Source organism: Brevibacterium sp. HMSC08F02, assembly GCF_001807555.1.
In the GTDB taxonomy this organism is placed as follows: domain Bacteria; phylum Actinomycetota; class Actinomycetes; order Actinomycetales; family Brevibacteriaceae; genus Brevibacterium; species Brevibacterium ravenspurgense.
Genome location: NZ_KV789349.1, coordinates 1 through 23,193 on the forward strand (window position 1 = coordinate 1; position 23,193 = coordinate 23,193).

Annotated in this window: 16 protein-coding genes and 2 tRNA genes; 14 read left to right on the top strand and 4 right to left on the bottom strand. The window is 62.3% G+C overall.

Going from position 1 to position 23,193, the window contains the following annotated elements:
* Window positions 1-4,868: G5 domain-containing protein (locus tag HMPREF3172_RS03510; protein ID WP_070515498.1), on the bottom strand; the 4,868-nt coding region annotated here is incomplete at its 3' end.
* A gap of 272 nt (window positions 4,869-5,140) precedes the next feature.
* On the opposite strand from HMPREF3172_RS03510, the gene HMPREF3172_RS03515 reads away from it, so the two are divergent.
* From HMPREF3172_RS03515 to HMPREF3172_RS10510, 9 genes are all read left to right on the top strand, one after another.
* Window positions 5,141-6,238, top strand: a complete 1,098-nt coding sequence (locus HMPREF3172_RS03515) for a branched-chain amino acid aminotransferase (protein ID WP_070427745.1) — start codon at window positions 5,141-5,143, stop codon at window positions 6,236-6,238.
* A 78-nt stretch (window positions 6,239-6,316) separates the two neighbouring features.
* Window positions 6,317-7,699: an MFS transporter gene (locus tag HMPREF3172_RS03520; protein WP_070515461.1), complete on the top strand. Its 1,383-nt coding sequence runs from the start codon at window positions 6,317-6,319 to the stop codon at window positions 7,697-7,699.
* Between the two features lie 85 nt (window positions 7,700-7,784).
* A complete protein-coding gene (locus HMPREF3172_RS03525; protein WP_070515464.1) occupies window positions 7,785-9,932 on the top strand; it encodes a prolyl oligopeptidase family serine peptidase in 2,148 nt (715 codons plus the stop codon).
* A complete protein-coding gene (locus tag HMPREF3172_RS03530; protein WP_070515467.1) occupies window positions 9,925-11,055 on the top strand; it encodes a lipoate--protein ligase family protein in 1,131 nt (376 codons plus the stop codon). The genes HMPREF3172_RS03525 and HMPREF3172_RS03530 overlap by 8 nt, the downstream gene beginning before the upstream one ends.
* Window positions 11,056-11,111: 56 nt before the next feature.
* Complete coding sequence (locus HMPREF3172_RS03535; protein WP_062019422.1) at window positions 11,112-11,591, top strand: hypothetical protein; 480 nt, start codon at window positions 11,112-11,114, stop codon at window positions 11,589-11,591.
* A gap of 160 nt (window positions 11,592-11,751) precedes the next feature.
* Window positions 11,752-12,537 (top strand): FAD-dependent thymidylate synthase, encoded by a 786-nt coding sequence (gene thyX / locus HMPREF3172_RS03540; RefSeq protein WP_070515470.1) that lies wholly within the window; start codon window positions 11,752-11,754, stop codon window positions 12,535-12,537.
* 46 nt (window positions 12,538-12,583) lie between these two features.
* Complete coding sequence (locus HMPREF3172_RS03545; protein ID WP_070515472.1) at window positions 12,584-13,249, top strand: maltokinase N-terminal cap-like domain-containing protein; 666 nt, start codon at window positions 12,584-12,586, stop codon at window positions 13,247-13,249.
* Between the two features lie 51 nt (window positions 13,250-13,300).
* Window positions 13,301-14,029: a glucosamine-6-phosphate deaminase gene (locus tag HMPREF3172_RS03550; protein ID WP_070515475.1), complete on the top strand. Its 729-nt coding sequence runs from the start codon at window positions 13,301-13,303 to the stop codon at window positions 14,027-14,029.
* A 143-nt stretch (window positions 14,030-14,172) separates the two neighbouring features.
* Complete coding sequence (locus HMPREF3172_RS10510) at window positions 14,173-14,319, top strand: GPGG-motif small membrane protein (RefSeq protein WP_167346378.1); 147 nt, start codon at window positions 14,173-14,175, stop codon at window positions 14,317-14,319.
* Between the two features lie 174 nt (window positions 14,320-14,493).
* On the opposite strand, the gene glsA is transcribed toward HMPREF3172_RS10510, so the two are convergent.
* From glsA to hrpB, 3 genes are all read right to left on the bottom strand, one after another.
* Entirely contained in the window at window positions 14,494-15,768 is a 1,275-nt protein-coding gene (gene glsA / locus HMPREF3172_RS03555) for a glutaminase A (RefSeq protein WP_070515478.1), read from the bottom strand.
* A 67-nt stretch (window positions 15,769-15,835) separates the two neighbouring features.
* Window positions 15,836-16,744, bottom strand: a complete 909-nt coding sequence (locus HMPREF3172_RS03560; protein WP_070515482.1) for a 3-methyladenine DNA glycosylase — start codon at window positions 16,742-16,744, stop codon at window positions 15,836-15,838.
* On the bottom strand, window positions 16,741-19,182 hold the full coding sequence (gene hrpB / locus HMPREF3172_RS03565) for an ATP-dependent helicase HrpB (protein ID WP_070515486.1): 2,442 nt from the start codon (window positions 19,180-19,182) through the stop codon (window positions 16,741-16,743). The genes HMPREF3172_RS03560 and hrpB overlap by 4 nt, the downstream gene beginning before the upstream one ends.
* 18 nt (window positions 19,183-19,200) lie before the next feature.
* On the opposite strand from hrpB, the gene HMPREF3172_RS03570 reads away from it, so the two are divergent.
* The 5 genes from HMPREF3172_RS03570 to HMPREF3172_RS03590 all read left to right on the top strand — a co-directional run bounded on the left by HMPREF3172_RS03570 (window position 19,201) and on the right by HMPREF3172_RS03590 (window position 23,057).
* The gene (locus HMPREF3172_RS03570) at window positions 19,201-20,010 is read left to right on the top strand and encodes a fumarylacetoacetate hydrolase family protein (RefSeq protein WP_070515489.1); all 810 of its coding nucleotides are present in this window, start codon (window positions 19,201-19,203) and stop codon (window positions 20,008-20,010) included.
* Between the two features lie 18 nt (window positions 20,011-20,028).
* Entirely contained in the window at window positions 20,029-21,501 is a 1,473-nt protein-coding gene (gltX, locus tag HMPREF3172_RS03575; protein WP_070515492.1) for a glutamate--tRNA ligase, read from the top strand.
* A 6-nt stretch (window positions 21,502-21,507) separates the two neighbouring features.
* Complete coding sequence (locus HMPREF3172_RS03580) at window positions 21,508-22,797, top strand: alpha/beta fold hydrolase (protein WP_070515495.1); 1,290 nt, start codon at window positions 21,508-21,510, stop codon at window positions 22,795-22,797.
* Window positions 22,798-22,885: 88 nt separating this feature from the next.
* Window positions 22,886-22,960 (top strand) — tRNA-Gln (locus tag HMPREF3172_RS03585).
* A gap of 24 nt (window positions 22,961-22,984) precedes the next feature.
* Window positions 22,985-23,057 (top strand) — tRNA-Glu (locus HMPREF3172_RS03590).
* Window positions 23,058-23,193: the final 136 nt, after the last annotated feature.

The window sequence follows — 23,193 nt, forward strand, 5'->3', positions numbered from 1 at the left end:
GAGGGGTCCTGGCTGGGCTCCTCGGTCGGGTCCTCCGTCGGTTCCTCGGTCGGGTCCTGCGTGGGCTCTTCCGTCGGCTTGTCGCAGTTGCACTTGGAGCCCACGCGGATCTTGCGCGGCTGCGGATCCTTCACGACCTTTTCGGAGGTTTCCGGATCGCCGACAGGCTGACCGTTCTTGAGTTTCCAGGTCTTGGTGATTTCCTTCTCGCCGAAGGCACCAGCCTGGTCCTCAACTACCTTTCCGACCTCAAGGTTCGGGTCGTACTCAATGAGGGTGTCGTACGGGGTCTTCTCCGTGTGCTTATCGGTAAGCGTGGATTCGTGGTCCTTAGCCGGGCCGACTTCGATGATCTGCTTGACCGGTTCCTTCACAGTCTCAGACTTAGGCTCGCCCTTGGTGACGTTGCCCTTGTCGTCAACCTCGACACCGACGGAGTGCTTGACCTCGCCGGGCTTGCCCTCCTGAACAACCTTGGTTTCACCCGGCTGCAGTTCAGGGTTAATGCGGACCTCAACACCGAACGGAGTCTGCTCAGTCCACTCGATCTGCGTGGAGGCGGGCTTGCCCTTGGTGCCGACCTTGATGATCTTCTTGACCGGCTCGGTCACACGCTCGGTCTCGGTCTTGGTATCCACAACCTTCGAGTTCTCGATGGTCTTGGTTGTGGTGACCTTGTCCTTACCGGGCTTGCCTTCCTGAACAGTTTCCTGCGTGCCGGCTTCCATCGTGTCGTCGAACTGGATTTCAGTTTCGAACGGCACTTCGACCTCGTATTCGGAAGTTTCGGTGCCTGTGGTCTTGGTACCCACACGGATGATCTGCTTGACAGGCTCCTTGGTGCGCTCAGTAGATACTTCTGGGTCGCCGTCCGGCTTGCCATCCTTGATCTTCTGAGTCGAGGTCACAACCTCGGTACCGGTCTGACCCTGCTGATCAACCTTCTGCTCACCCTCCTTGAGAGTGTTGTCGAAGACGATCTCGGTCTCGAACGGAACCGGCTTGTCAACCTTGGTCACCACAGTGGTGTCCTCAGCTGCCGGACCGTACTCGATGATTTCGTCGACCGGATCCTTCGTCTGCTTCTCCTCAGGCTTAACCGTTGCCTGGTCACCCTTAGCAGTGAAGTCAGCGGTGTAGGTCTTCTCGCCAGGTACACCCTTCTGGACGACCTTGATCTCACCCGGCTTCAGCTCCGGGTTCGGGCGGGTAACAACCTCGAACGGAACCTGGGCAGTCCAGGTCACCTTCTCGGAAGCCTCAGACGGCTTGGTACCAACCTTGATCACCTGGTCAACCGGCTGTTCAGTGACCTTTTCCTCGACGGCGGCTTTACCGTCCGGCTGGGAGTTGGTGACCTTCTGCGTCACGGTAATCGTCTTCTTACCAGGCTTACCCTCGGTCACAGTCTCCGAAGTACCAGCAGGCAGGTTCGGGTCGAACTCGACCTTCACTCCGAACGGAACCTCAGCTTCGACCGAGTTCTTGATCTCACCGGTGGTCTTGGTACCAACGCGGATCTTCTCCGTCGTCGGTTCCTTGGTGCGCTCAGTGGTCACTTCTGGGTCGCCCGAAGGCTTGCCGTCCACGAGCTTCTGGGTCGAGGTCTCAACCTCGGTTCCGAGCTCACCCTTTTGGTCGACGACCTTTTCGCCGGCCGGCAGGTTGGGATCAAACTCGACCTCGGTCTCGAACGGAATCGGCTTCTCTGTCTTAGTCACCAACTCGCTCGGAGCCAGACCCGGACCGTACTCGACGATGCGTTTGACGGGTTCCTTGGTGGTCTCTTCCTCGACTACCTCGGCCTTGTCGCCCTTAGCAGTGAACTTAGCCGTGAAGGTCTTCTCACCGTTTTCACCTTCCTGAACAACCCGGGTTTCACCAGGCTTCAGGTCAGGGTTCTCGCGAACCTCGGTCGGATACGGGATTGGCACCGTCCACGTAACTTCCTCGGCGCTCTTTGCAGGCTTAGTACCGACGACAACGACCTCGTTGACCGGAGCCTTGGTCTGCTCCCAGGTACCGTCCTTGTTCATCTTCTCCTTGCCAGGCTTGCCCTTGGTCTCAACCTTGTACTCGCCGGCAGGGATCGTGGCGTCGTACTTGTACTCGACCTGGAACGGAACCTCGCGTTCAGGCACTCCGAGGACGTTGACCACAGCATAAGTGATATCCGTAGAGCCGTCCTCGTAGGTCACAGTAACCGGAATCTTGACCTGATCGCCTGGCTTCGCATCCTCAGGTGCGGTTGCGGTGATCTGGCCATTGTCGTCAATGCTGACATTCCAACCGGCAGGAACATCGCCCAACTTGTAGGGGTTTTCCTTCGCGACATTCACGGTGTCCGGCTTCTCCAGTGCAATTGGCAGCGTTGCGGTTTCGCCCGGGTACACGGTCTGCACCGGATAGGACGGCTCAGCTTCCCAGTTGTTGGTCAGCTTCACCACGGTGGTGACTGGCACCAGCGGGGTGGAGCCGTCCGGAGTGTTCACAGTGACGTTGATGGTCTTCTTGTCACCCGGCTTGGAGTCTGCTGGCGGGGTGGAAGACACGACACCGGTGTTCGGGTCGACCTTGTACTTCCAGCCGTCAACTTCCTGCTCAAGGATCGGCTGATCATTGTCGTCCTTACCGAAGGAGAACTTGGAACCCTTAGGCGCATCCTGTACCTGGTGGTTCACAGCCTGGTTCGGGCCAGTGGTTTCCACGGAGTACGTCGGAGAGAAGTCGCTCTTCAAAACGACGACGGTGCCCTTGACTTCCTGCGGCTTGTCAGCGTTGTCGTAGTACGCGAGAACCGGGACGTTCAGGGTGTAGCCCTCAGGAGCGGTGCGCGGAATCGTCGTGGTGATTTCACCAGTGTTCTCGTCAATCTTGACGGTCCACGTGCCGCTGTCATCCGTGTGGGTGTACTCGGTCTTACCGTCCGGGAAGGTGTAGCGCTTCGGCGCTTCGTCGGTCGTGTTGCCGCTCAGGCCACGCTCCGGGATCTCAGGCTTGAGGGAGACCTTCGCAAGCGGCTTATTGGTGACCGTGTCGTAGGTCGGGATCTTGATGTCCACGATCGCCTGGAACTGGGTCTCGATCTCATCCGTGGTCTGGTCCGGGTAGGTTGCCTTGACCTTCGGGGTGATGATCGTGCCCGGCGCGACGGTGTCGTCCGCCTTCGCGGTGACCTTGCCGGTGTCATCGACCGTGACAGTCCAGCCCGCTGGAACAGTGGACTCGTCGATCTCGAACTTGGCCGGGTGAACCGGCTTGTGGCCCTTCATGATCGACTTGGTGCCCACCTGGGCGGTGATGTCTTCGTTCAGTTTGCCCTTGGCCAGGCCCGGGCGCACGAGGTCGGTGACCTGGGTGTTGTTCGGATCAACAACCACGAGGAGTTCCAGCTTGTCAGTGGAACCATTGGAGTACTCCACCGTTACGACAGGGCGAGCGAAGGTGCCCGGACGTGGGTTCTCTGGAGCGGTGACGGTGACGTTGTAGTCATCGTCCATCTCGACGGTCCAGCCCTCGTAGACGTACTTCTCGTCCAGGGTGACCTTGGCTTCGTAACCGCCGTCTGCCTTCTTCTTCGCCAGGTCCTTGATCAGGTCAGGGGTCTGGGTGAAGGTGACCTTCTGCGGCTCGGTAGCAATCGGACCGGTAGCGCTATCGACGCCGGAGATAATCGTGGCGTCCGTCTTGTCGTACTTCGGGGAGTGGTACTCGGTGTCATCCAAGGAGAATGCCTTGGAGTCGATGACGTTCGCCTTGTTGTAGCGGGTCAGCGAGTTGGAGCTGTCGAAGGCTCCATCATGTTCGAGCCACTCATTGTTGTTCTTAGCTGCGGCCTTGAGCTGGTCCACGCTGCGCGGCTTGGCCAGAACGGAGAAGTTCACGTTCTTGTCGGTGGCCAGGTCGGTACCGCGGTACTCGGGCCACGTGAAGTAGATGTCGCCGTTGTCCGCGATACGTAGCAGCTTCTCGCCGCCGGATGCCGCGGGGTCCGTGGTGCCGATGAACTTGCCGTTGCCGTCGTAGGCCTCCACAACCATGCGGGACATGGAGTCATCCGTGCCGCCGTTCACCACAGCTGGAACGTTGATCTTACCGACCTTGGTTTCGGTGTCAGGGACGATGACGTGCTTCTCGAAGTTCTCCCACGACACCGTGATCGGGTTACATTCGATGTTCTCGCTCGGCCACGGGTTCACGACGGCCGTCAAATTTGCATTGTCTCCCTGGGTGGCCCTCGGCGTTGGAGGATTGTCCTGCTTATAGTTACCCTGCCAGGCGTAGCGCACCGGGTTCGCGGCAGTAGCCTCAGCGAACTGCTTGACTTTCGCATCGGTCAGTTCCGCGTTGAGGTTCAGGTTTCGCTGTGGGCCAGAAGCAGTAATACCGAGGATTTCGTCGGCCTTGTGCGTAACCTTCTTATCGACAAAGGTCTGACCAGCATCCATGGCGGCAATTTGAGCTGCATCGAGGTAGCGGCTCATATTGCCTCCACTGGTAAAGCTCCAGTCAGCGAACGTGCGGTCCTTCGAGTTATCAAAGGCGACGCTCAAGCCCCACCGGGTTTTGTTGGGGCTGGTCGCGCTCGGCTCAGAGGTATACCAGCTGAAACCAGCCTGGCTGCCACTTTCAGAGTTCTCCGAGACAACACACGATCCGGCCGGCAGGTCGGAAGCCTTCTGCTTGTCCTTCTCTATCGCGCCGGACTTGTCGCGGATACCTCCGCTGAATTCTGCAGCCGCAGCCGAATCGCCAGACATCAAGCTGGGTACGGCAAATGCCCCGGCCGTTAATGCAAGGGCTGACAGAGCGGCAATCGGGGAGCGCAAGAAGCGCCTCCGCTGTGTCGAAGATTTCGAGGAACTCATCCCTCAGTCCTTCCATATATTTCAAGCGACACTCACAGTGACCCCAGAAGCCGGGGGGAGCGTCGCTCCTGCTGAGTCGGCACTGCAGATGACGCAACACGGCCGCCCGCAGGCTTGACATTCGCCGCTAAGGATACCTTATGCACCTGATCAGCAGTGTGTGGTACCGCGCAAAGCGAGCTGGTTTGTGCGGGATGTCGCCGAAAGCTGTTTGACAGTGAGAATAGGATCACATTCAGACCCCTGACCCCACGTTTAGGAAACGAGTGACTATGACTGAATTCGAGCTGCGCAAGCGCCAAGACCTCACCGCACCGGCCCTCCGTCAGGCCGTACTCGACAAGCCCGGTTTCGGCGAATACTTCACCGACCACATGTCGCACGTCCGCTACACGCACGACCAAGGATGGCACGCACACGAAGTCATTCCCTACGGACCCCTGACGCTGGATCCCGCCGCTGCGGTTCTGCACTACGCACAGGAAGTCTTCGAAGGTCTCAAGGCCTACCGCCACGCCGACGGCTCCATCTGGACGTTCCGCCCCGAGCGCAACGCGGCGCGCATCAACCGTTCGGCTGAACGCCTGGCACTGCCGCAGCTGGACGAAGCAGACTTCCTCGAATCAATCCGCGCGCTCGTCAGCCTCGACCGCGATTGGGTGCCCACCCCAGCCGACGCTGCCGACGAAGTTTCGCTCTACCTGCGTCCCTTCATGATCGCCTCGGAATCCTTCCTCGGCGTGCGTGCCAGCCACGAAGTCGACTACTACGTCATCGCTTCTCCTGCCGGCGCTTACTTCAGCGGCGGCATCAAGCCGGTCAGCATCTGGCTGACCGAAAAGGTCAAGCGCTCCGGCCAGGGTGGCACCGGCTTCGCCAAGTGCGGCGGAAACTACGCGGCCTCACTCGCAGCATCCGCTGAAGCTGCCGCCAACGACTGCCAGCAGGTCATGTTCACCGACGCGGCGACCTCGACTCACCTCGAAGAGCTCGGCGGCATGAACCTCATGCTCGTCACCAAGGACGGCGAACTGCTCACCCCGCCGGTCTCCGAAGCCATCCTCGACGGTGTCACCCGCCGCTCGCTGCTTGAACTGGCCCCGCAGATCGGCCTGACCCCGGTAGAACGACCCATCGAGGTTGCCGAATGGCGCGACCGCGCAGCAGCCGGCGAAATCGTCGAAGCCTTTGCCTGCGGCACCGCAGCCGTCATCACGCCCATCGGCAAGCTGAAGTCCAACGACTTCACCATCGACATGGGCGACGAACCTGGTGAAGCCACCATGAAGCTGCGCAGCACCCTGCTGGACATCCAGTACGGCCGCACAGAAGGCCCCGAAGGCTGGATGGTCAAGCTCAGCGACAGCTGACCAAGGCTCAAAACTCAACAATCTTCGGGCCGTCTCCGTCACAGCGGAGGCGGCCCGAAAACGTGAACGGACACAAACGTGACACAACAGAAGCCCACACCCGCCCACGTCATCGACTCCCTGCCGTGGAAATGGAACACCCAGGGGGCCGTGTTCATCATCGGCGGCCTGGGCTTCATGTTCGATGCCTGGGATGTAGCACTCGGCGGTCTGCTCATCCCGCTGCTGGCCGCGGAATGGGACGTCCCACTGGGCACAGCAGCATTCGCAGCGACAGCCAACCTCATCGGCATGGCAGTAGGCGCGGTCCTGTGGGGCGGTATTGCCGACCGGCTGGGCCGCCGCACCGCATTTTCCATCACCCTGCTGATCTTCTCGATCTTCACCGCGGCCGGAGCCTTCAGCCCCAACATTGAAACCTTCTTCGTTCTGCGGTTCATTGCCGGTATTGGGCTGGGCGGAGCAATCCCGGTCGACTATGCACTCGTCACCGAGTTCACACCCGCTCGGCATCGCGGAAGAGTGCTCACCGCAATGGACGGCTGGTGGCCCATCGGCGCAACCGGTGCAGCTGTGACAAGCGCGTGGATCCTGTCGTTCGGCAACTGGCGCACCATGATGCTTCTCATGGCAGCACCCGTCATCCTGCTGTTCTTCGTGCGCCTGTTCGTACCCGAATCACCCCTCCACCTGGCTGCCTCCGGCAAACACGTACAAGCTGATGCAGTCCTGCGCAGACTCATCAAACGCACCGGAGCCACGATAGACACCTGGCAGCATCCGGAACCCAGTCCACACGAAGCCGCCGCACGGCGCACACTGCGCAGCCGCATCAGTTCGGCCTTCGGCCAGCTAAGCCTGCTGTGGAAACACTCCGCGAAGCTCACAGCATCGACGTGGGCAGTGTTCGTCGGCATCCTCCTGCTGTATTACGCGGCTCTCACCTGGCTGCCGAAAGTCCTGCGCGAACAGGGCCAAACCGACCAGGCTGCGTTCCTCGTCACCGGTGCCATGACAGGAGCCGGGCTGCTGGGAGTCGTCGTCGCCGCACTCGTCATCGACTATGTGGGCCGCCGACTGCTGCTGACCCTGTCAGGCCTGAGCTCCGCCGTGCTGCTCACACTGTTCGCAATAGAGCTCACCACCCACCCGGGTGAGCTGACAACGGCAGCCAAGCTCCTCATCGTCAGCTTCGGCTTCACCATCCAAGCTGCAGTGCCGGCCCTCTACACCTACGGGTCCGAGGCGTACCCCACCCACCTGCGAGCCTCCGGCTTCGGGTGGGCCTCGAGCGTGTCCCGGATCGCCACTGGCGTTGCACCCTTTGTCTACGGGGCGTGGCTGCTGCCGAACATCGGGCTGACCGGTACCTTCGCTGCAACCGGCGCTCTGACCGTCATCGGGCTTGTGCTCATGTTGGTGTGGGGTCGGGAAAACCGCGGACTCGTCAGCACCGACTGAAGCGGCAGCGGTTAGGCCCGCGTCGACTAAGCCGAACACCGCCTGGGCCCAGACAGAATCAGCCGGCAAGGTCTAGTCTGGAACCATGTGCCTCACACCGGACAACCCACACGACGACTGGCTCTGGCTTGAAGACATCCACGGTGAAAAAGCACTCGACTGGGTGGAAAAGCAGAACGAACTCACACAAGCCGAATTCACAGACGCACACACGAAGGCGCTCGCCGAACAGCTGCGCAAAGCGCTCGATGACGACGACCGCATCCCCTTTGTGAGCAAAGCCGGCGACTGGCTGTACAACTTCTGGCAGGACGTCAACCACCCCCGCGGACTGTGGCGACGCACCACCTGGGAGTCCTATCAGGCGGGCCGTGATGACGCCTCGGCAACAGAATGGGACATCCTGCTGGACGTTGACGCGCTCGCAGCAGAAGAGGACATCGAATGGGTTTTCCGCGGAGCGCGCCTGCGCCGCAGCGACTACGCCCGCGCACTTATTGCCTTAAGCCCCGACGGCGGTGACGCTGTCGCCCACCGCGAATTCGACCTGCCCCGCAAGACATTTGTTGAAGACGGCTTCAGCATCCCCGCAGCAAAGGGCTCCGCCAGCTGGGTTGACGACGACACACTGGCGCTCACTACGGACTTCGGCGAAGACTCCATGACCGAATCGTCCTATCCGGCCACCGCCCGCATCCTCAAGCGCGGCCAAAACCTGAGCGAGGCCCAGCAGATCGGCGAAGTCGACCGCAGTCACATCCTCGCCGGCGTTGGCGTTGACCACACACCCGGCTGGGAGCGCATGGTGTTCGTCGACGCGATTGACTTCTACCGCTCCCGCCTGTGGGTGCGCCCACTGGATGCCGGCAGCGACTACACCGCCGGATGGCAGCTGATCGACGTGCCCGATGACGTCGTTGTCGACATCGACCGGGACCTCCTGCTGCTGCGCCCCCGCGCCGACTGGGCGGGCGCAACCTCAAACGGCACCGAATTCCACGTGCCAGCTGGAGCGCTCGCCGCAGTCAAACTCGACGACTTCCTGGCCGGGGCCGCCCCGCGGGTGATCTTCGAACCGACTGCTTCAACCTCCCTGCAGGGCTGGGCCGTTACACAAGACTTCCTGGTGCTTTCACTCATGGAGCACGTGCAGTCCACCCTGCGCGCACTCCGCCTGGACGACTTCAGCGACGTCCCCGCACCGGCAGCACCGGCCAACCACGTCATCGGCATCGGCGCCGTCGACGCAGACGACCCCGCCGTCGGCAACGACGTGTGGTTGACCATCAGCGGGTTCACAACACCCACAACACTGGCACGAGGTGAACTCGGCTCAACTGCCGAACCTCAGGTTGTGCGCACCTCACCGGCACGGTTCGACGCCGAGAACCTCGAAGTCACCCAGCACTTCGCAACATCCGACGACGGCACGCGCATCCCGTACTTCCAGGTGGCTCCGCGCGACCTCGTGCTCGACGGGAAGAACCCCGTCTTCCTCGACGGCTACGGCGGGTTCGAAGTCTCCCGCACCCCCGGCTACGCCGTCATCAGCGGCATCGCGTGGCTCAACCAGACAACTGACGGCACCGGCTGGCTTCCGGCTGGCCGCAGCGGCGTCTACGTTCTTGCCAACATCCGCGGCGGCGGTGAATACGGGCCGGCCTGGCACGAAGCCGCCCGGCGGGAAAACAAACAGCGCTCCTACGAAGACTTCGCAGCAGTCGCCCGCGACCTCATCGACAGGGGAGTGGGCAGTTCCGACACAATCGGCGCCTCGGGAGGTTCCAACGGAGGCCTGCTCGTGGGCAACATGCTCACCCAGTACCCGGAGCTCTTCGGCGCGATCAGCTGTGGGGTGCCGCTTTTGGACATGCTGCGCTACACCGAACTGTCCGCCGGGGCATCCTGGGCAGCCGAATACGGGGATCCCGCAACTGACGACTGGGACTTCATCCAGCACTTCAGCCCCTACCACCTGCTGGATGCAGCACCGCGGGAGGAATATCCGCCGGTGCTGTTCTGGACAGCCACCTCGGACGACCGAGTAGGACCGGTACAAGCCCGCAAAATGGCCGCGAAAATGCAGGCCAAAGAAATCCCCGACGTGTGGTTCTTCGAAGACACGCAGGGCGGGCACTCGGCAGCATCCGACAACAAGCAGATCGCAGCTGTCCGCGCACTGACCTACCGGTTTATGTGGCGGGCACTGACAGGAGAGGACCGCAATGACTGAGGCACGGCCGAAAACAGAAGCACGCACATTCCAAGCCCAGCGCAAAGTTCCCGGTGGCAAACTCGTCATCGTCGACGGCACGATCGAAGACGAGCTGGCCAGAGACGTCGTCATCTCCGGTGACTTCTTCCTCGAACCCGAAGAAGCCTTCGCCACTCTGGGTCCGGCACTGGAAGGCGTCAGCCTGCGCGACTCCAAAGCCGATATCGCCGCCCGACTCGACGCGGCCTTCGACACCGTGTACCGCGAACTGGTTGAGGCTGGCGAAGATCCCTTGCGGCCGGACCTGCAGGGTGTAACCACCTACGACATTGCGTGGGCGCTCAAACGCGGCATGGCCGGAGCCACCGAGTTCTACGACCATGAATGGGAAGTCATCCACGACACAGTTCGCCCCACCCGTGAAAACGTGGCGCTTGACGAGGTTCTGCTGCGCGAAGTCGCCGCCGGCCGCCGCGGCCCGACAGTGCGCTTCTGGGAATGGGAGGACAAGGCCGCCGTCATCGGATCGTTCCAATCCTTCCAAAACGAAATCGACGCCGCGGGTGCACAGAGCCACGGGGTCGAGGTCGTGCGCAGGATTTCCGGCGGCGGCGCCATGTTCATGGAAGGTGGGAACTGTGTGACGTTCTCGCTGTACGCGCCCCTGTCGCTGGTCGCGGGGCTCGACTACGAAGAGTCGTATAAGTTCCTCGACCAGTGGGTGCTGAACGCCCTGTCCACTATGGGCGTCAACGCGTTCTACGAACCCATCAACGACATCACGTCCGACAAGGGAAAAATCGGCGGAGCCGCGCAGAAGCGCCTAGCCGCCGGCGGGGGAGTCATCCTCCACCACGACACCATGAGCTACGACATCGACGCAGACAAAATGCTAGAAGTGCTGCGCGTGGGCAAAGCCAAAATCTCCGACAAAGGCATCCGCTCGGCCAAGAAGCGGGTCGATCCGCTGCGCAGTCAGACCGGTATGCCGCGCGAAGAGGTTATTGACACGATGATCGACGCGTTCCAAAAGACCACCGGTGCGCAGCTCGGCGAAGTCACCCCTGACGAGGTGGAGCGCGCCCGCACTCTGGTCGCCGAGAAATTCGGGACTGAAGAATGGACTCACAGGGTTCCGTAACCTTGCCGTCACATTGGGGTGACTCACGCTTTACACGCGTGGGCCATGGTGCAGTCATGTCTGCACACACCCTCGACTGCGATCTTCAGAACCCCAGCGCTCGCCAGCGCGGCGCGGGTGCCATGTACCCGCCAGAACTTCTGGCCGATGCCGCATGGACCAACCCGTTCGCCTTCGCCGCTGTCGTCGATGACGCTGGCGTGCTCCTGGAGAGCGCCGAGGACTACCGCATTGCAGGCCGTTCCGACCGCAGCATTGGTGCCCGTGCCTTCAGCAAACTGCCCGTGCGCGCTCGCCTGATCGAACGCCAGAAGCGCGCGTTTGCGGACTTCGCGGCAGCAGAAGCCGGCCAGCCGGCACGCGTTGCCAGCAGCCAGGTGGTGCGCGGACAGCTCGAAGTGATTCTGGACTGCGGTGGTGCTCTCATGCGCGTGTGCTCCGTTGCAGCCGACGGTCAGCGTCCCGTGCAGGGCGCGCCCGCCACGGTGTGGGTCATCAATCCCGAACTGACGATCGTCAACATCCAGTCGCACTGAACTGCTCAGCTGAGCAGAAGCACACTCGGCAGTGTGCTGGGGGCTTTCGGCGGGCGTGCGCAGCGAGTGCACTGACCTCCTGTTGTCGCAGTCAGTGGCCTCGCCTAGGATCTGATCAGACAATCGACGTCAGACAGCAGACGCAGACAGAGGAGTGCCCGTGCGCCAGGTCGAACCCCGCGTAGAGCTCATTGCGCGCCCGAACATCGACTGGGAAGCCATGACCGGCTACCTCGAAGAGGTCGGCGGAACCGCATGGTCGGACCGTGTCCGTCCGCAGGAATCACCTGACGGTGAAGACCTGCTCGAGTTCTCCGGCCGCATGTGCTATCGATCCTGGGAGCCCGGCCTCAACCCGAACGTTTCGCGTGTGCGCACCGATTCCGCCCAGTACCTGGGCAATGTCATCGGGTCTCAGCACGGCTCGGTTCTCGAACACGCCAACTACACGTTCATCTTCCACAACGTGTCGCGCGTCTTCACCCACGAACTCATCCGCCACCGCGCCGGTGCCGCATACTCGCAGGAATCCCTGCGCTACGTACGCCTGGAAGACATCCCCTTCTGGTTCCCCGACTGGGCGCGCGAAGACGCCGAACTCATGGAGCGCAGCCTCGCCCTGCTCGACCAGCTGGAAGAGCACCAGCGGTGGATGGCCGAACACTTCGAGCTCGACGAAGAAGGCCAGAACTTCAGCCACAAGAAGCACATGACCAGCTTCATGCGCCGCTTCGCGCCCGAAGGCCTGGCCACCGGCATCGTATTCACCGCCAACCTGCGCACACTGCGCCACGTCATCGAAATGCGCACCGCGAAGGGCGCGGAAGAAGAAATCCGCTTGATCTTCGATAAGGTCGGACAGATCATGCGCGAAGAAGCACCCGCGATTTTCGCTGACTACACCGTCGAAGACGGCGAATGGATTCCCGGCACGCGCAAAGCCTGAGTCAGTAAAGTCTCAACGAGCGAAAAGCCTGAGCAAGGAGGCTCCCATGGCGATTCTCTACAACGTCGAACTGTCGCCCGGCAAGCTCGAACTGATCGAAGAGTGGCTGCCGAAGCAGCCGTGGGCGAAGGTTGAGCCCGGCACCAAGCTGAGCCGTGTTTCGTCCTTCCGCTTTGACGACCCCGCCGGCGAGGTGGGAGTCGAGTTCCACCTCGTGAAGGCTGCGGATGGTGACGACACCGTCTACCAGGTGCCGCTGACCTACCGGGGCGCACCGCTGGCGGGAGCCGAAGAGCACCTCATTACCGAAATGGATCACCCCAAGCTCGGCCATCGCTGGGTGTATGACGGTGCAGCAGACCCCGTGTGTGTTCTCGAAACCCTGCGCGCGATCGTCACGGGAGGTCGCTCTGTCGACGAGTTCTGGCAGACAGACACCGGCCTTGAGAAGAACACGGACGTAGCGGAGGCCTGGGGCACCTCGGAACCTAACCTGACAATCGCTGACCTCCCAGAAGGGGAAGAAGCGGACCAGGTGCAGGTCAAGGTCGACACCGTCGGCGATCTCACGCTGGCAGTTTTCGGCGAGGTGAAGCTCGGCTTCCTCCGGGTTCTGTCGCCTGTCGCAGTCGATGCTCTCGGGGCTCCCACGGGGCAGCTGCAGGTTAAGGTCGGCGCGGATGAGTACGTATCTGCGCGCCTGCTGAAGTAAGCTGTTCAGTCTGCCGTTAGAATCACGAAATCGGCAGGAAAGGATTTCAGCGTGATCGACTGCAAAGTGTTCGCAGACAAAGCTGCGGCCAGTGTGTGGGCAGCCAGCCAGATCTGCGACATGATTCGTGACAACCCCACGGCCAATCTCGGAGTTGCAACAGGGTCGAGTCCCGCTGATGTCTACGCCGAAATCGCCCGGCAGGTGCACGCAGACAGCATTGACGTCACTCGCCTGCGTGCTTTCGCGCTTGACGAATACCTGGGCCTGGACACCACGCACCCGCAGAGCTACCACTACTTCATCGACGAACACGTCACCAAGCAGATTGGGCTCGCTCCCCAGAACGTGCGAGTGCCGTTTGCAGAGGGCCACTCGACGGGCGACGTCATTGACGACTACGACGGCGAAATCGCTGACGCCGGCGGCATTGACCTGCAGATCCTCGGTATCGGGTCCAACGGGCACATCGCCTTCAACGAGCCCGGAACACCTTTTGACTCCGTGACCCACGTCGAGCCTCTCACCCAGTCGACGCGAGCAGACAACAGGCGCTTCTTCGACCACACCGCCGAAGTTCCCATCCTGTCTGTCACCCAGGGGATCGGAACCATCATGAATGCCCGCCGGATCATCCTTCTGGCGTTCGGTGAAAACAAGGCCGAAGCTGTTCGCGACTCGGTTCGAGGACCTGTCACCGAGGACGTTCCCGCATCGGTTCTGCAGAACCACCCGAACGTCGTGTTCGCCCTTGACGAGGCCGCCGCAAGTCTTCTGTGAGGCATGAGCCAGGGTCTCGTCACACGGCTGACAACCGCTGACCGGCGCTGGTGAGTAATGTCACCGAAGCCGCTATGAGGGTGACTTCTTGGTGCGATCCCGTCTAGTGTGGTCCAAATACGCAAGCATCGATAAGGAGAAACATGCTCGCAATTATTCTGTGGATCCTCGCAGCCATCCTGGTCATTTCCGGCATCTTTGCACTGTTCCGCGGCCAGATGCTGTGGGGCATTGTGCTGATCGTTGTCGGCCTGCTGGTCGGCCCCGGTGGTGTCAGCATTTTCAATTGACTTACGGCGGTCGGTATAGCCGAGGGCTAGCCGAGACCGCGAAAGGCGCACAGCTTCAAGCTGTGCGCCTTTTCTGTTGCCTGCGCAATTCTGCTGGTCTGGGAGAAAAACGAGGCGGAGGGCCGGTTTTCGTCACCTGGCGAGCGGGGGGCTGACGGGGAGGGGGGGGGAGACCTACGCTTCTTCCCACTCCTGGATTTCCAAGCCGTCGACGTAGCCCTCGGGGCGTTCTTCCAACAGGTCGAAGCGGGCGGTGATCTTGTGTGGCAGGCGGCCGTGCGGATCGACGATCGTGATGTCGTGGCCTTCGGCCGCCAATCGGCGCAGCGCTTCGGCCATGAGCTCCCCACCGACCGTGGGAATGGCGGACACAAAGCTGACATCGAAGACGATGTCGCTGTCGTCCGGTTCGATCTGCTCGAGGTGGCGCAGCACCATTTCTGTAGTCGAAAAGTCCAAGACGCCCTGAATTTCAATCAGAGTGTCGCCCTCAAGCGTGGTTGAACGCTGCGAAACAGCTTCGACCGTGGACGCCGGTGTTGCCATGATGTGCAGGTTGAGCTGTTCGCTCATCTGCTGGAACGCCTTCACTCCGCGCACCGAATGTCCGTAGGAATCGAGCCTGGGCGAAAAGGCGCTGATGCCGACCTGACCGGGAAGCGCACCGACAAGTCCACCGCCGACACCGGACTTCGCGGGGATGCCGATGCCGGTCAGCCAGTCACCGGCGGCATCGTACATACCGCACGTGGTCATCACCGACAGCACTTGGCGAGCCACCCATTCGGGGATGACGCGCTCCTCCGTGACGGGGTTGATGCCGCCGGAGGCCAGCGTCATCGCCATAACTGAAAGGTCGTTCACGGTGACTTTTGCAGCGCACTGGCGGATGTAGCCGGCGAAGACATCGTGCGGGTCAGTATCGAAAATGCCGTTCGCCCGCACCAGGGAGGCCAGCGCCAGATTGCGCCAGCCCGTGTTGACTTCTGATTCGTAGACGGCCTCGTCGATTTCGAGTTCACGTCCGGCAAATTCGCACAGCCCCGAATAGATGCTCTCCCAGCCGACGGCTTCGCGCAGCACTCCGTGGGTGGCAATAGCGCCGATGTTGATCATGGGGTTGTCTGGCCGGCCCGTGCCCTCCTGCAGGGAGGCTTCGTTGTAGGGGTCACCGGACGGTTCAACGCCGACAGCGGCCATGACCGTGTCGTAGCCGCATTCGCGCAGCGCCAGTGCGTAGACGAAGGGCTTTGAGATCGACTGGATGGAGAACAGCGCGTCACAGTCGCCAGCAGAGTACACGGTGCCATCGGGAGTGCACAGCGATATGGCGAAGCGGTGCGGATCAACCGAGGCAAGTTCCGGAATGTAGTCCGCCAGGTTTCCCGAGTCTTCGTTCTTACAGCTTGCGTAGATGCGTTCGAGAAAGGAATTGACAGGACTTTTCATAGTGGTCTCAGTTCGACTGGTTGAGGATGAGCTGCTGTGTACGTTCTTCTGCGGCTGCGTGGGCGAATCATCGGCTGGTGCTGCTGACAGCACCTTGGGCGAGCTCTTCTGCCCGATCGATGGAGTCGATGAGCGCGTGTCTGAGTCTATTGGCTTTTTCAGACAGACTCTTCTGGCGCTTCATGTATTCGGCTTTGCCCGCCGCGGTTTCAATGGCGACAACACCATAGCCCCACGGCCGAACATCGTATGGGGAGGCCTCCATGTCGAGTGTGCGCAGCTGGGTCGCCAGGTCAAAAGCCTCAAGCACAATGCGGCCCTCCACCATCGGCTGCAGTTTCATTGCCCACTTGTAGAGGTCCATTCCGGCGTGCAGACAGCCCGGCTGTTCGTTGGCCCGCATCCCTTCCCGCGTGGGTTGGATGGTGTTGAGGCCGCGCGCATCGGGTGTGAAGAAACGGAACGCATCGAAGTGGGTGCACTGAATCCGGTGATTCTCAACAACCCGGTCGGTTTCCTCTTGGCTGAGCCGCAGGGGAACGTCTTCGTGTCGCTGCTGACCGGGTTTGAGTTTGTACACCATGGCCCATTCGTGCAGCCCGAAACAGCCGAGTGCCGCCTCACGCCCCAGGGTGCTGCGCAGCAGGTCGCGGATGAACACCGCACCGCGACCGCGGTCCTCCCACCACGCCGCGGCATCAACCCGCGCGTGATCGGACACGGTGTACCAGCGGCGCGAAAAGTACTGGCGGTCATCTTCGGTTTCAATCGCCAGCGCGGTTCCCGGGGCCGGGTTCCACTGCGCGATCTTGGCCGGTTTGAAGGGGTAGTAGGTGAACAGGAAGTCCTGCACGGGGTGCTTCTCACCCCGGGATCGCCGGGCCAGGTGGTCGGCGGTTCGGCTGCTGACCTCCTGCGCGTGGGCGTCTCTGAGCGCCCTCCACTCACGAGGCGCCAGGACCGTTTCCCGGTTCACTCCAGTCTCCTTGTGGTCTTCGCGGTTGCCACGTGATTCCACGGGTCTTCCGGCCACGGGTGCTTTCTGTACTTGCCGCGGTTTTCGGCACGCACATCAGAATAGGCGCCGTTCCAAAATGATTCGAGGTCGGCGGTGATCGCCAACGGCCGTGCGGCAGGCGACAACAGGTGCAGCAGAACGGAAACACGGCCATCCACGATCCGCGGACTGGTCTTCCACCCAAAGCACTCTTGAAGCTTCACCGCCAGCACGGGAGGTTCGTCACCATCGGGGTACTGCACACGGTGACGTGAACCGCTGGGCACCTGGATCCTTTCGGGAGCCAGCTCATCCAGACGAGCCGCTTCCGGCCACGGCAGCAGGCCGGTGAGTGCCCGTTCCATATCCGGTTTCCGTCCAGCCGCGACCGTGGGAATTTCACCGGCAAGCCAATCGACGTTCGCCGCCAGCGCTTCGAAGCTGACATCCGGCCAGGGCTCGCCCAGTTCACGGTGCAGAAGAGCCATGCGCCTGCGGAGCGACTCCGCCTGCTCGGACAGCGGGAACACCTCGGCGAGACCTCGAACCTCGACAGCGTCCTCAACCGCGCGGCGCGTGGCCTCAGCGCTCGCCTGGACCGGGGTGGACGACAGCTCAATCGCTCCGAAGCGCCGCACCCTGCGCGCTCGTACGGTGGTGCCGTCAAACCGGGCAAGATCGTCTTCGCCCAGAAGAGAATTCGCCGCCAACTGGGCCTGCTCAAAGTCAATCGGCACCGCCGCACCGATGACAGCGCGGTTGCCAACGCGGCTGATGTCAGCAATCGCCAGCCATTCGTGGCCGCGAAGAGCGCTGTCACGCGGAAGTTCACCTGCCGTTCCGCTGGCGAGCTTGTACGTCGTTTCATCGACCGCACGAGCAATCCGCTCTGGGAAAGCCAGAGCGGTGACAAAAGCCAAACCGGCCTCATCAAGATTCGGCCCGGCCTGCGCCTCGGCAAGGCTCGCAAAACGGTCAGCCTCCCGGCGGAAAGCGGCCTCCTCACGAACCGACAGGTACCGCTTCCACAAGGCACCGCCGGGGGAGCGGACATCCGAGGCCAGAACCGCAACCGCCTGCGCAGCAGCCGTCGCGCCGATGAAATCCGCACCGTCAAACAGAGCGCGCGCCAGTCTGGGATCAGCCGGGACCGCGGCCAGCCGGCGGCCCAAGTCCGTGGGCTGGCCCGCCTCGAACGCACCCAGTCCGGCCAGCACCGCCTCGGCCTGGTCCAGAGCTGGCTCAGGAGGTGGAGTCGGCAGTGCGAGACCCTCACCTCGCGGAGAACCCCAGCAGGCCAGATCGAGGGCGGCCTGCGTGAGATCGGCCGTGGTGATCTCGGCTGGAGCGTGCGCGGGCCGTGCTGCGAAATCAGCCTCGGCCATACAGCGGACAACGGTTCCCGAGCCCTGGCGGGCCGCACGTCCAGCACGCTGCACCATGGAGTCCTTGGCCGCTCCGACCGTCACCAGGCCTGACATTCCGCGCACAGAATCCAGGCGCACCTGCCGGTCAAGACCCGCGTCGATCACAGTGCGCACACCGGGCACCGTCAGAGAAGACTCCGCAACGTTCGTGGCAACAACAATCCGCTGCCGGTCACCGCCGCCGGAGGTGATCCTGCGCTGTTCACGTGCCGGAGTGCTGCCCGTCAGGGTGAGGACCTCCGCGTCGGTCAGCGACGCCAAAGCTGATGCCACCCGGGTGATCTCGCGCCTACCGGGAAGGAAAACGAGGATGTCGTGCTCCACCTCGTGAGCCTCATCAGCAGCAACACGGGCAACGTGATCAAGGAAGTCCCATTCAACTCCGCGCACCCCCAGGGCCTGCGGCCCGGGAGCCCAGCGCTGCTTAAGGTCAAACAGCTGAGCCGAGGCGCTCAGAACAGGTGCGGGAGCGTCCGGTTCGCCCAGAAGACCAGCCCACATCTGCGCATCCACCGTCGCCGACATGACCACGAGGCTCAGGCCATCGCGCAGATCAGCCAACTGGCGCAGCATGGCGAAGACAAGATCAGATTCGAGAGCGCGTTCGTGCACCTCATCCATGACAACGGCGTCGATGCCGGACAGTTCGGGGTCACTGAGCAGGCGGCGCAGAAGAACACCCGTCGTTGCGAACTCAACTCGGTCGCCTCGGCGGTGCTCACCGCGAACCGCAAGACCCACGCGCTCGCCCGACAGATCCGCCAAACGGTCCGCCGCAGCGCGAGCCGCCACACGCCTGGGCTGCGTGACCACAACCCTGCCGGACACCAGGTTCGCCACCGCCGGCGGAACCACCGTCGTCTTACCCGTGCCGGGCGGTGCCTCGACAACCGCGCGCAACGGTCCAGAAGAACAGCTTTCCGCCAAGCGGGGGACAAGAGAAGCCGCCGGAAGTCCACGGCCAATGGCCTCGAGGTCGAAAACACTCACCCCAGTAGACTAAGGGGCATGCGCATTGTCAGATTTGTCCACAACGACGAACCCACCTACGGGGTGCTCGAAGGCGAGGTCCCCGAACCCGCCGACGACGGCACCTTCGACACATCGGGCCTGGAAATCGCGGTCCTGTCAGGAGACCCCTTCTTCAGCCCAGCCGGATCCACCGGCGAACGCCTGCCCTACGCGGACGTGCGCCTGATCGCGCCCATCATCCCGCGCTCCAAAATCATCGCCGTCGGCCGCAACTACACCGACCACGCACGGGAACTCGGCAACGAAGTTCCCGCCAGCCCGCAGTTCTTCTTCATCCCCAACACCGCGATCGTCGGACCGAATGAGCCCGTCCGCCTGCCCGCGGTATCCGAAGAAGTGTCCTACGAAGCCGAACTGGCCGTCATCATTTCGCGCGTGGCCAAACAGGTCCGCCGGGAAGACGCTCTGAAGCACGTTCTCGGCTACACCGTCGCCAACGATGTCACCCTGCGCGACCTGCAGAAAACCGACCTGCAGTGGGCCCGAGCCAAAGGATTCGACACCTCGACCCCGGTTGGCCCGTGGATCGAAACCGAACTCGACACAGAAGACCTGCGAGTGCGCTCCTGGGTCGACGGCGAGCTGCGCCAAGACGGCACCACGGCAGACATGGTGTTCGACATTCCCGCACTCATCGAAGCCATCTCCGAGACCATCACCCTGCTGCCCGGCGACATCATCCTCACCGGCACCCCCGCCGGTGTCGGCAAAGTCGAAGCCGGTCAGCGCATGAACATTGCAGTCGAAGGGCTGGGACTGCTGTCCAACCCAGCCATGGACGCCTAAAACAAGAAAAGGAAAAACGTGAGCGTACGAGTTCGCTTCTGCCCTTCGCCTACCGGAACCCCGCACGTCGGGATGGTGCGCACAGCCCTGTTCAACTGGGCGTACGCACGCCACACCGGCGGCACATTCGTCTTCCGCATCGAAGACACCGACGCCGCCCGCGACTCGGAAGAGTCCTACCAGCAGATCATCGAAGCCATGAACTGGCTGGGCCTGGACTGGGATGAGGGCATCGACGTCGGCGGCCCCCACGGCCCCTACCGTCAGTCCCAGCGCGGCGAGATCTACCAGGACGTCATCCAGAAGCTCAAAGACGCCGGCCACCTGTACGAGTCCTTCTCCACGCCGGAGGAAACCGAAGAGCGCCACCGCGCGGCCGGCCGCGACCCCAAATTGGGCTACGACGGCTACGACCGCGACCTGACAGAAGAGCAGAAGGCGGCCTACCGCGCTGAGGGCCGCGAACCCGTTCTGCGTGTGCGCATGCCGGATGAGGACATCACGTTCACCGACGTGGTGCGCGGAGAAATCACCTTCAAAGCCGGCTCCGTTCCGGACTTCGTGGTGGTGCGCGCCAACGGCCAGCCGCTGTACACGCTCGTCAACCCGGTTGACGACGCGCTCATGGGCATCACCCACGTCCTGCGCGGAGAAGACCTCCTGTCCTCGACTCCCCGCCAGATTGTGCTGTACGAAGCACTCAAGGACATCGGTGTGGCTGAATTCACCCCCGAGTTCGGTCACCTTCCCTACGTCATGGGCGACGGCAACAAGAAGCTGTCGAAGCGCGACCCCGAATCGAACCTGTTCCACCACCGCGACAACGGGTTCATCCCCGAAGGGTTCATCAACTACCTGGCGCTGCTGGGCTGGTCGATTGCTGCCGACCGCGACGTCTTCACGGTCGAAGAAATGCTCGAAGCCTTCGACATCCACGACGTTCTGCCCAACCCAGCGCGCTTCGACGTCAAGAAGGCCACGGCCATCAACGCCGACCACATCCGCATGCTCGACGAAGACGAGTTCGGCCGCAGGCTCCTGCCGTTCCTGCAGAACGCTGGACTCGTCGACGCTGCGCCGACTGAACGTCAGCTCGAGGTGCTGCGTCAGGCCGTGCCGCTCGTGCAGACCCGCATGAACCTGCTCAGTGAAGCTCCGGACCTCATGAGCTTCCTCTTTGTTGATGAAGACGGGTTCGAACTTCACGAAGACGGGCTGAAGACGCTGCGCGAAACCGCACCGGAGGTTCTGCGCGCCTCGATCGAGGTGCTGGAACCGCTGGACGACTTCACCACGGACACGCTGCAGGACGTGCTGAAGACCAAGCTCGTTGAGGAAATGGAAATCAAACCGCGCTTTGCCTTCGGCCCGCTGCGCACCGCACTGTCAGGCCGTCGTATTTCCCCGCCGCTGTTTGAATCCATGGAAATCCTCGGCAAGGACGTCACGCTGGGCCGCCTGCGCGGTCTGCTCGACCACCTGGAAGGCTGATTCACGGTGCTGACATGCGAAGATCTGCGCGTTGAGGTTCCCCTCGACCACTTCGGGGACACTCCCGGGACGATCGAGGTCTACGCGAGGATTGTGGGCAATGCTGACAGCGGTGGGGCTGGTGGCGCGGGTGCCGGTACCGCCGGCGGCGATAAGCCGTACCTGCTGTACCTGCAGGGCGGTCCCGGTGTTGAGGCCTTCCGTCCGACGGAGAACAGCCCCACGTGGCTGCCGGAGGCGCTGAAAACCCACCGCGTTGTCATGCTCGACCAGCGCGGCACCGGTCTGTCTTCGCCGATCGGCTGGGTGGACGGGCGTTTTGTCGGCACCGGGGGAGCGCAGGACCCCGAGGCGGTTGCTGAGCGCATGAGCTTCTATCGGGCCGATGCGATCGTTGAGGACGCTGAGGCTGTCCGCCGGGCGCTCGGGGTTGAGAAGTGGGCGATCCTTGGGCAGTCGTTCGGCGGGTTTACGTCGCTGCGCTACCTGGCTGAGCACCCCGAATCGCTGCTGAGTGCGCGGATCACCGGGGGATTGGCACGTGTGCCGCAGCCCGGTGCTGACCCTGATCCGGCAATTGCGTACGCCCGCACGTGGCAGATTATGCGAGAGAAATCACAGAAATTCTTTGCGCAGCACCCCGGTGCGGCCGAGGCCATGAAGAAACTGCACGCTCGTGCAGTCACCGATGGCATCGCCCTGCCCGATGGCACGGTTGCCGCAGAGGCACACGTGCGTTCACTCGGCCTCCTGCTGGGAGCCAGCGGAGGCGACCAGAAGCTGCGCTTCCTGCTGGAACACGACGTCGATTCGGCCGCTCTGCGCCACGACCTGCAGGCCTCGCTGCCGTTCAGCGCGCGCAATCCGCTGTACGCGGCATTCCACGAAACCTGCTGGGCCTCGGGCGCTAAGACCGATTGGGCGGCGCTGCGCGCACGCCCGGCTGAAGCTGCCGATGACCCGCTGTGGCTTTCGGGTGAACATGTTGACCCCGAGCTTTTCCGCACCGGTCCGCTGGCCGTGTGGGACGACGTCGCACAGGCGCTCGCCGAACGAGACTGGCCTGTCATGTGGGACGTTGAGAAGCTGCGCAAGGCTGATGTTCCCACGGCGGCTGCCGTCTACACACACGATGCGTTTGTTCCCCGCGACATGTCTCGTGAAACAGCCGGGCTGCTTCCCAAGTGTGAAGTGTGGGAGACCGATGCGTATGAGCACAACGGGCTTGCGGCTTCCGACGGCGAGGTTCTGCGCCAGCTGAACGGGCTTCTTGAAGGTATGAACGCGGCGGGCTGAGTGGCTGTTTGAGCGCAGTTTTGCATTCCCGCTCGGTGATGATGTAGAGTCTACTTCTGTTGCCGAGCGGGAAATCCCGCCAGCTCATTGGGGTATGGTGTAATTGGCAGCACGAGTGATTCTGGTTCACTTAGTCTAGGTTCGAGTCCTGGTACCCCAGCCAAATTCTTACGAACTCAATAGTCTTGCCCCCGTCGTCTAGTGGTCCAGGACACCGCCCTCTCAAGGCGGAAACGGCAGTTCGAACCTGCTCGGGGGTGCAAAACGCGAAAGCCTCAGCCAATCGGCTGAGGCTTTCGCGTTTCTGTGTGCGCGAGCTTTGCCGCCGGGATCCACGCTTTAGCCGCTAAAACACCCGTTTGCGGGTTAATGCTCAAAATGTGTGTATGGGTTCGG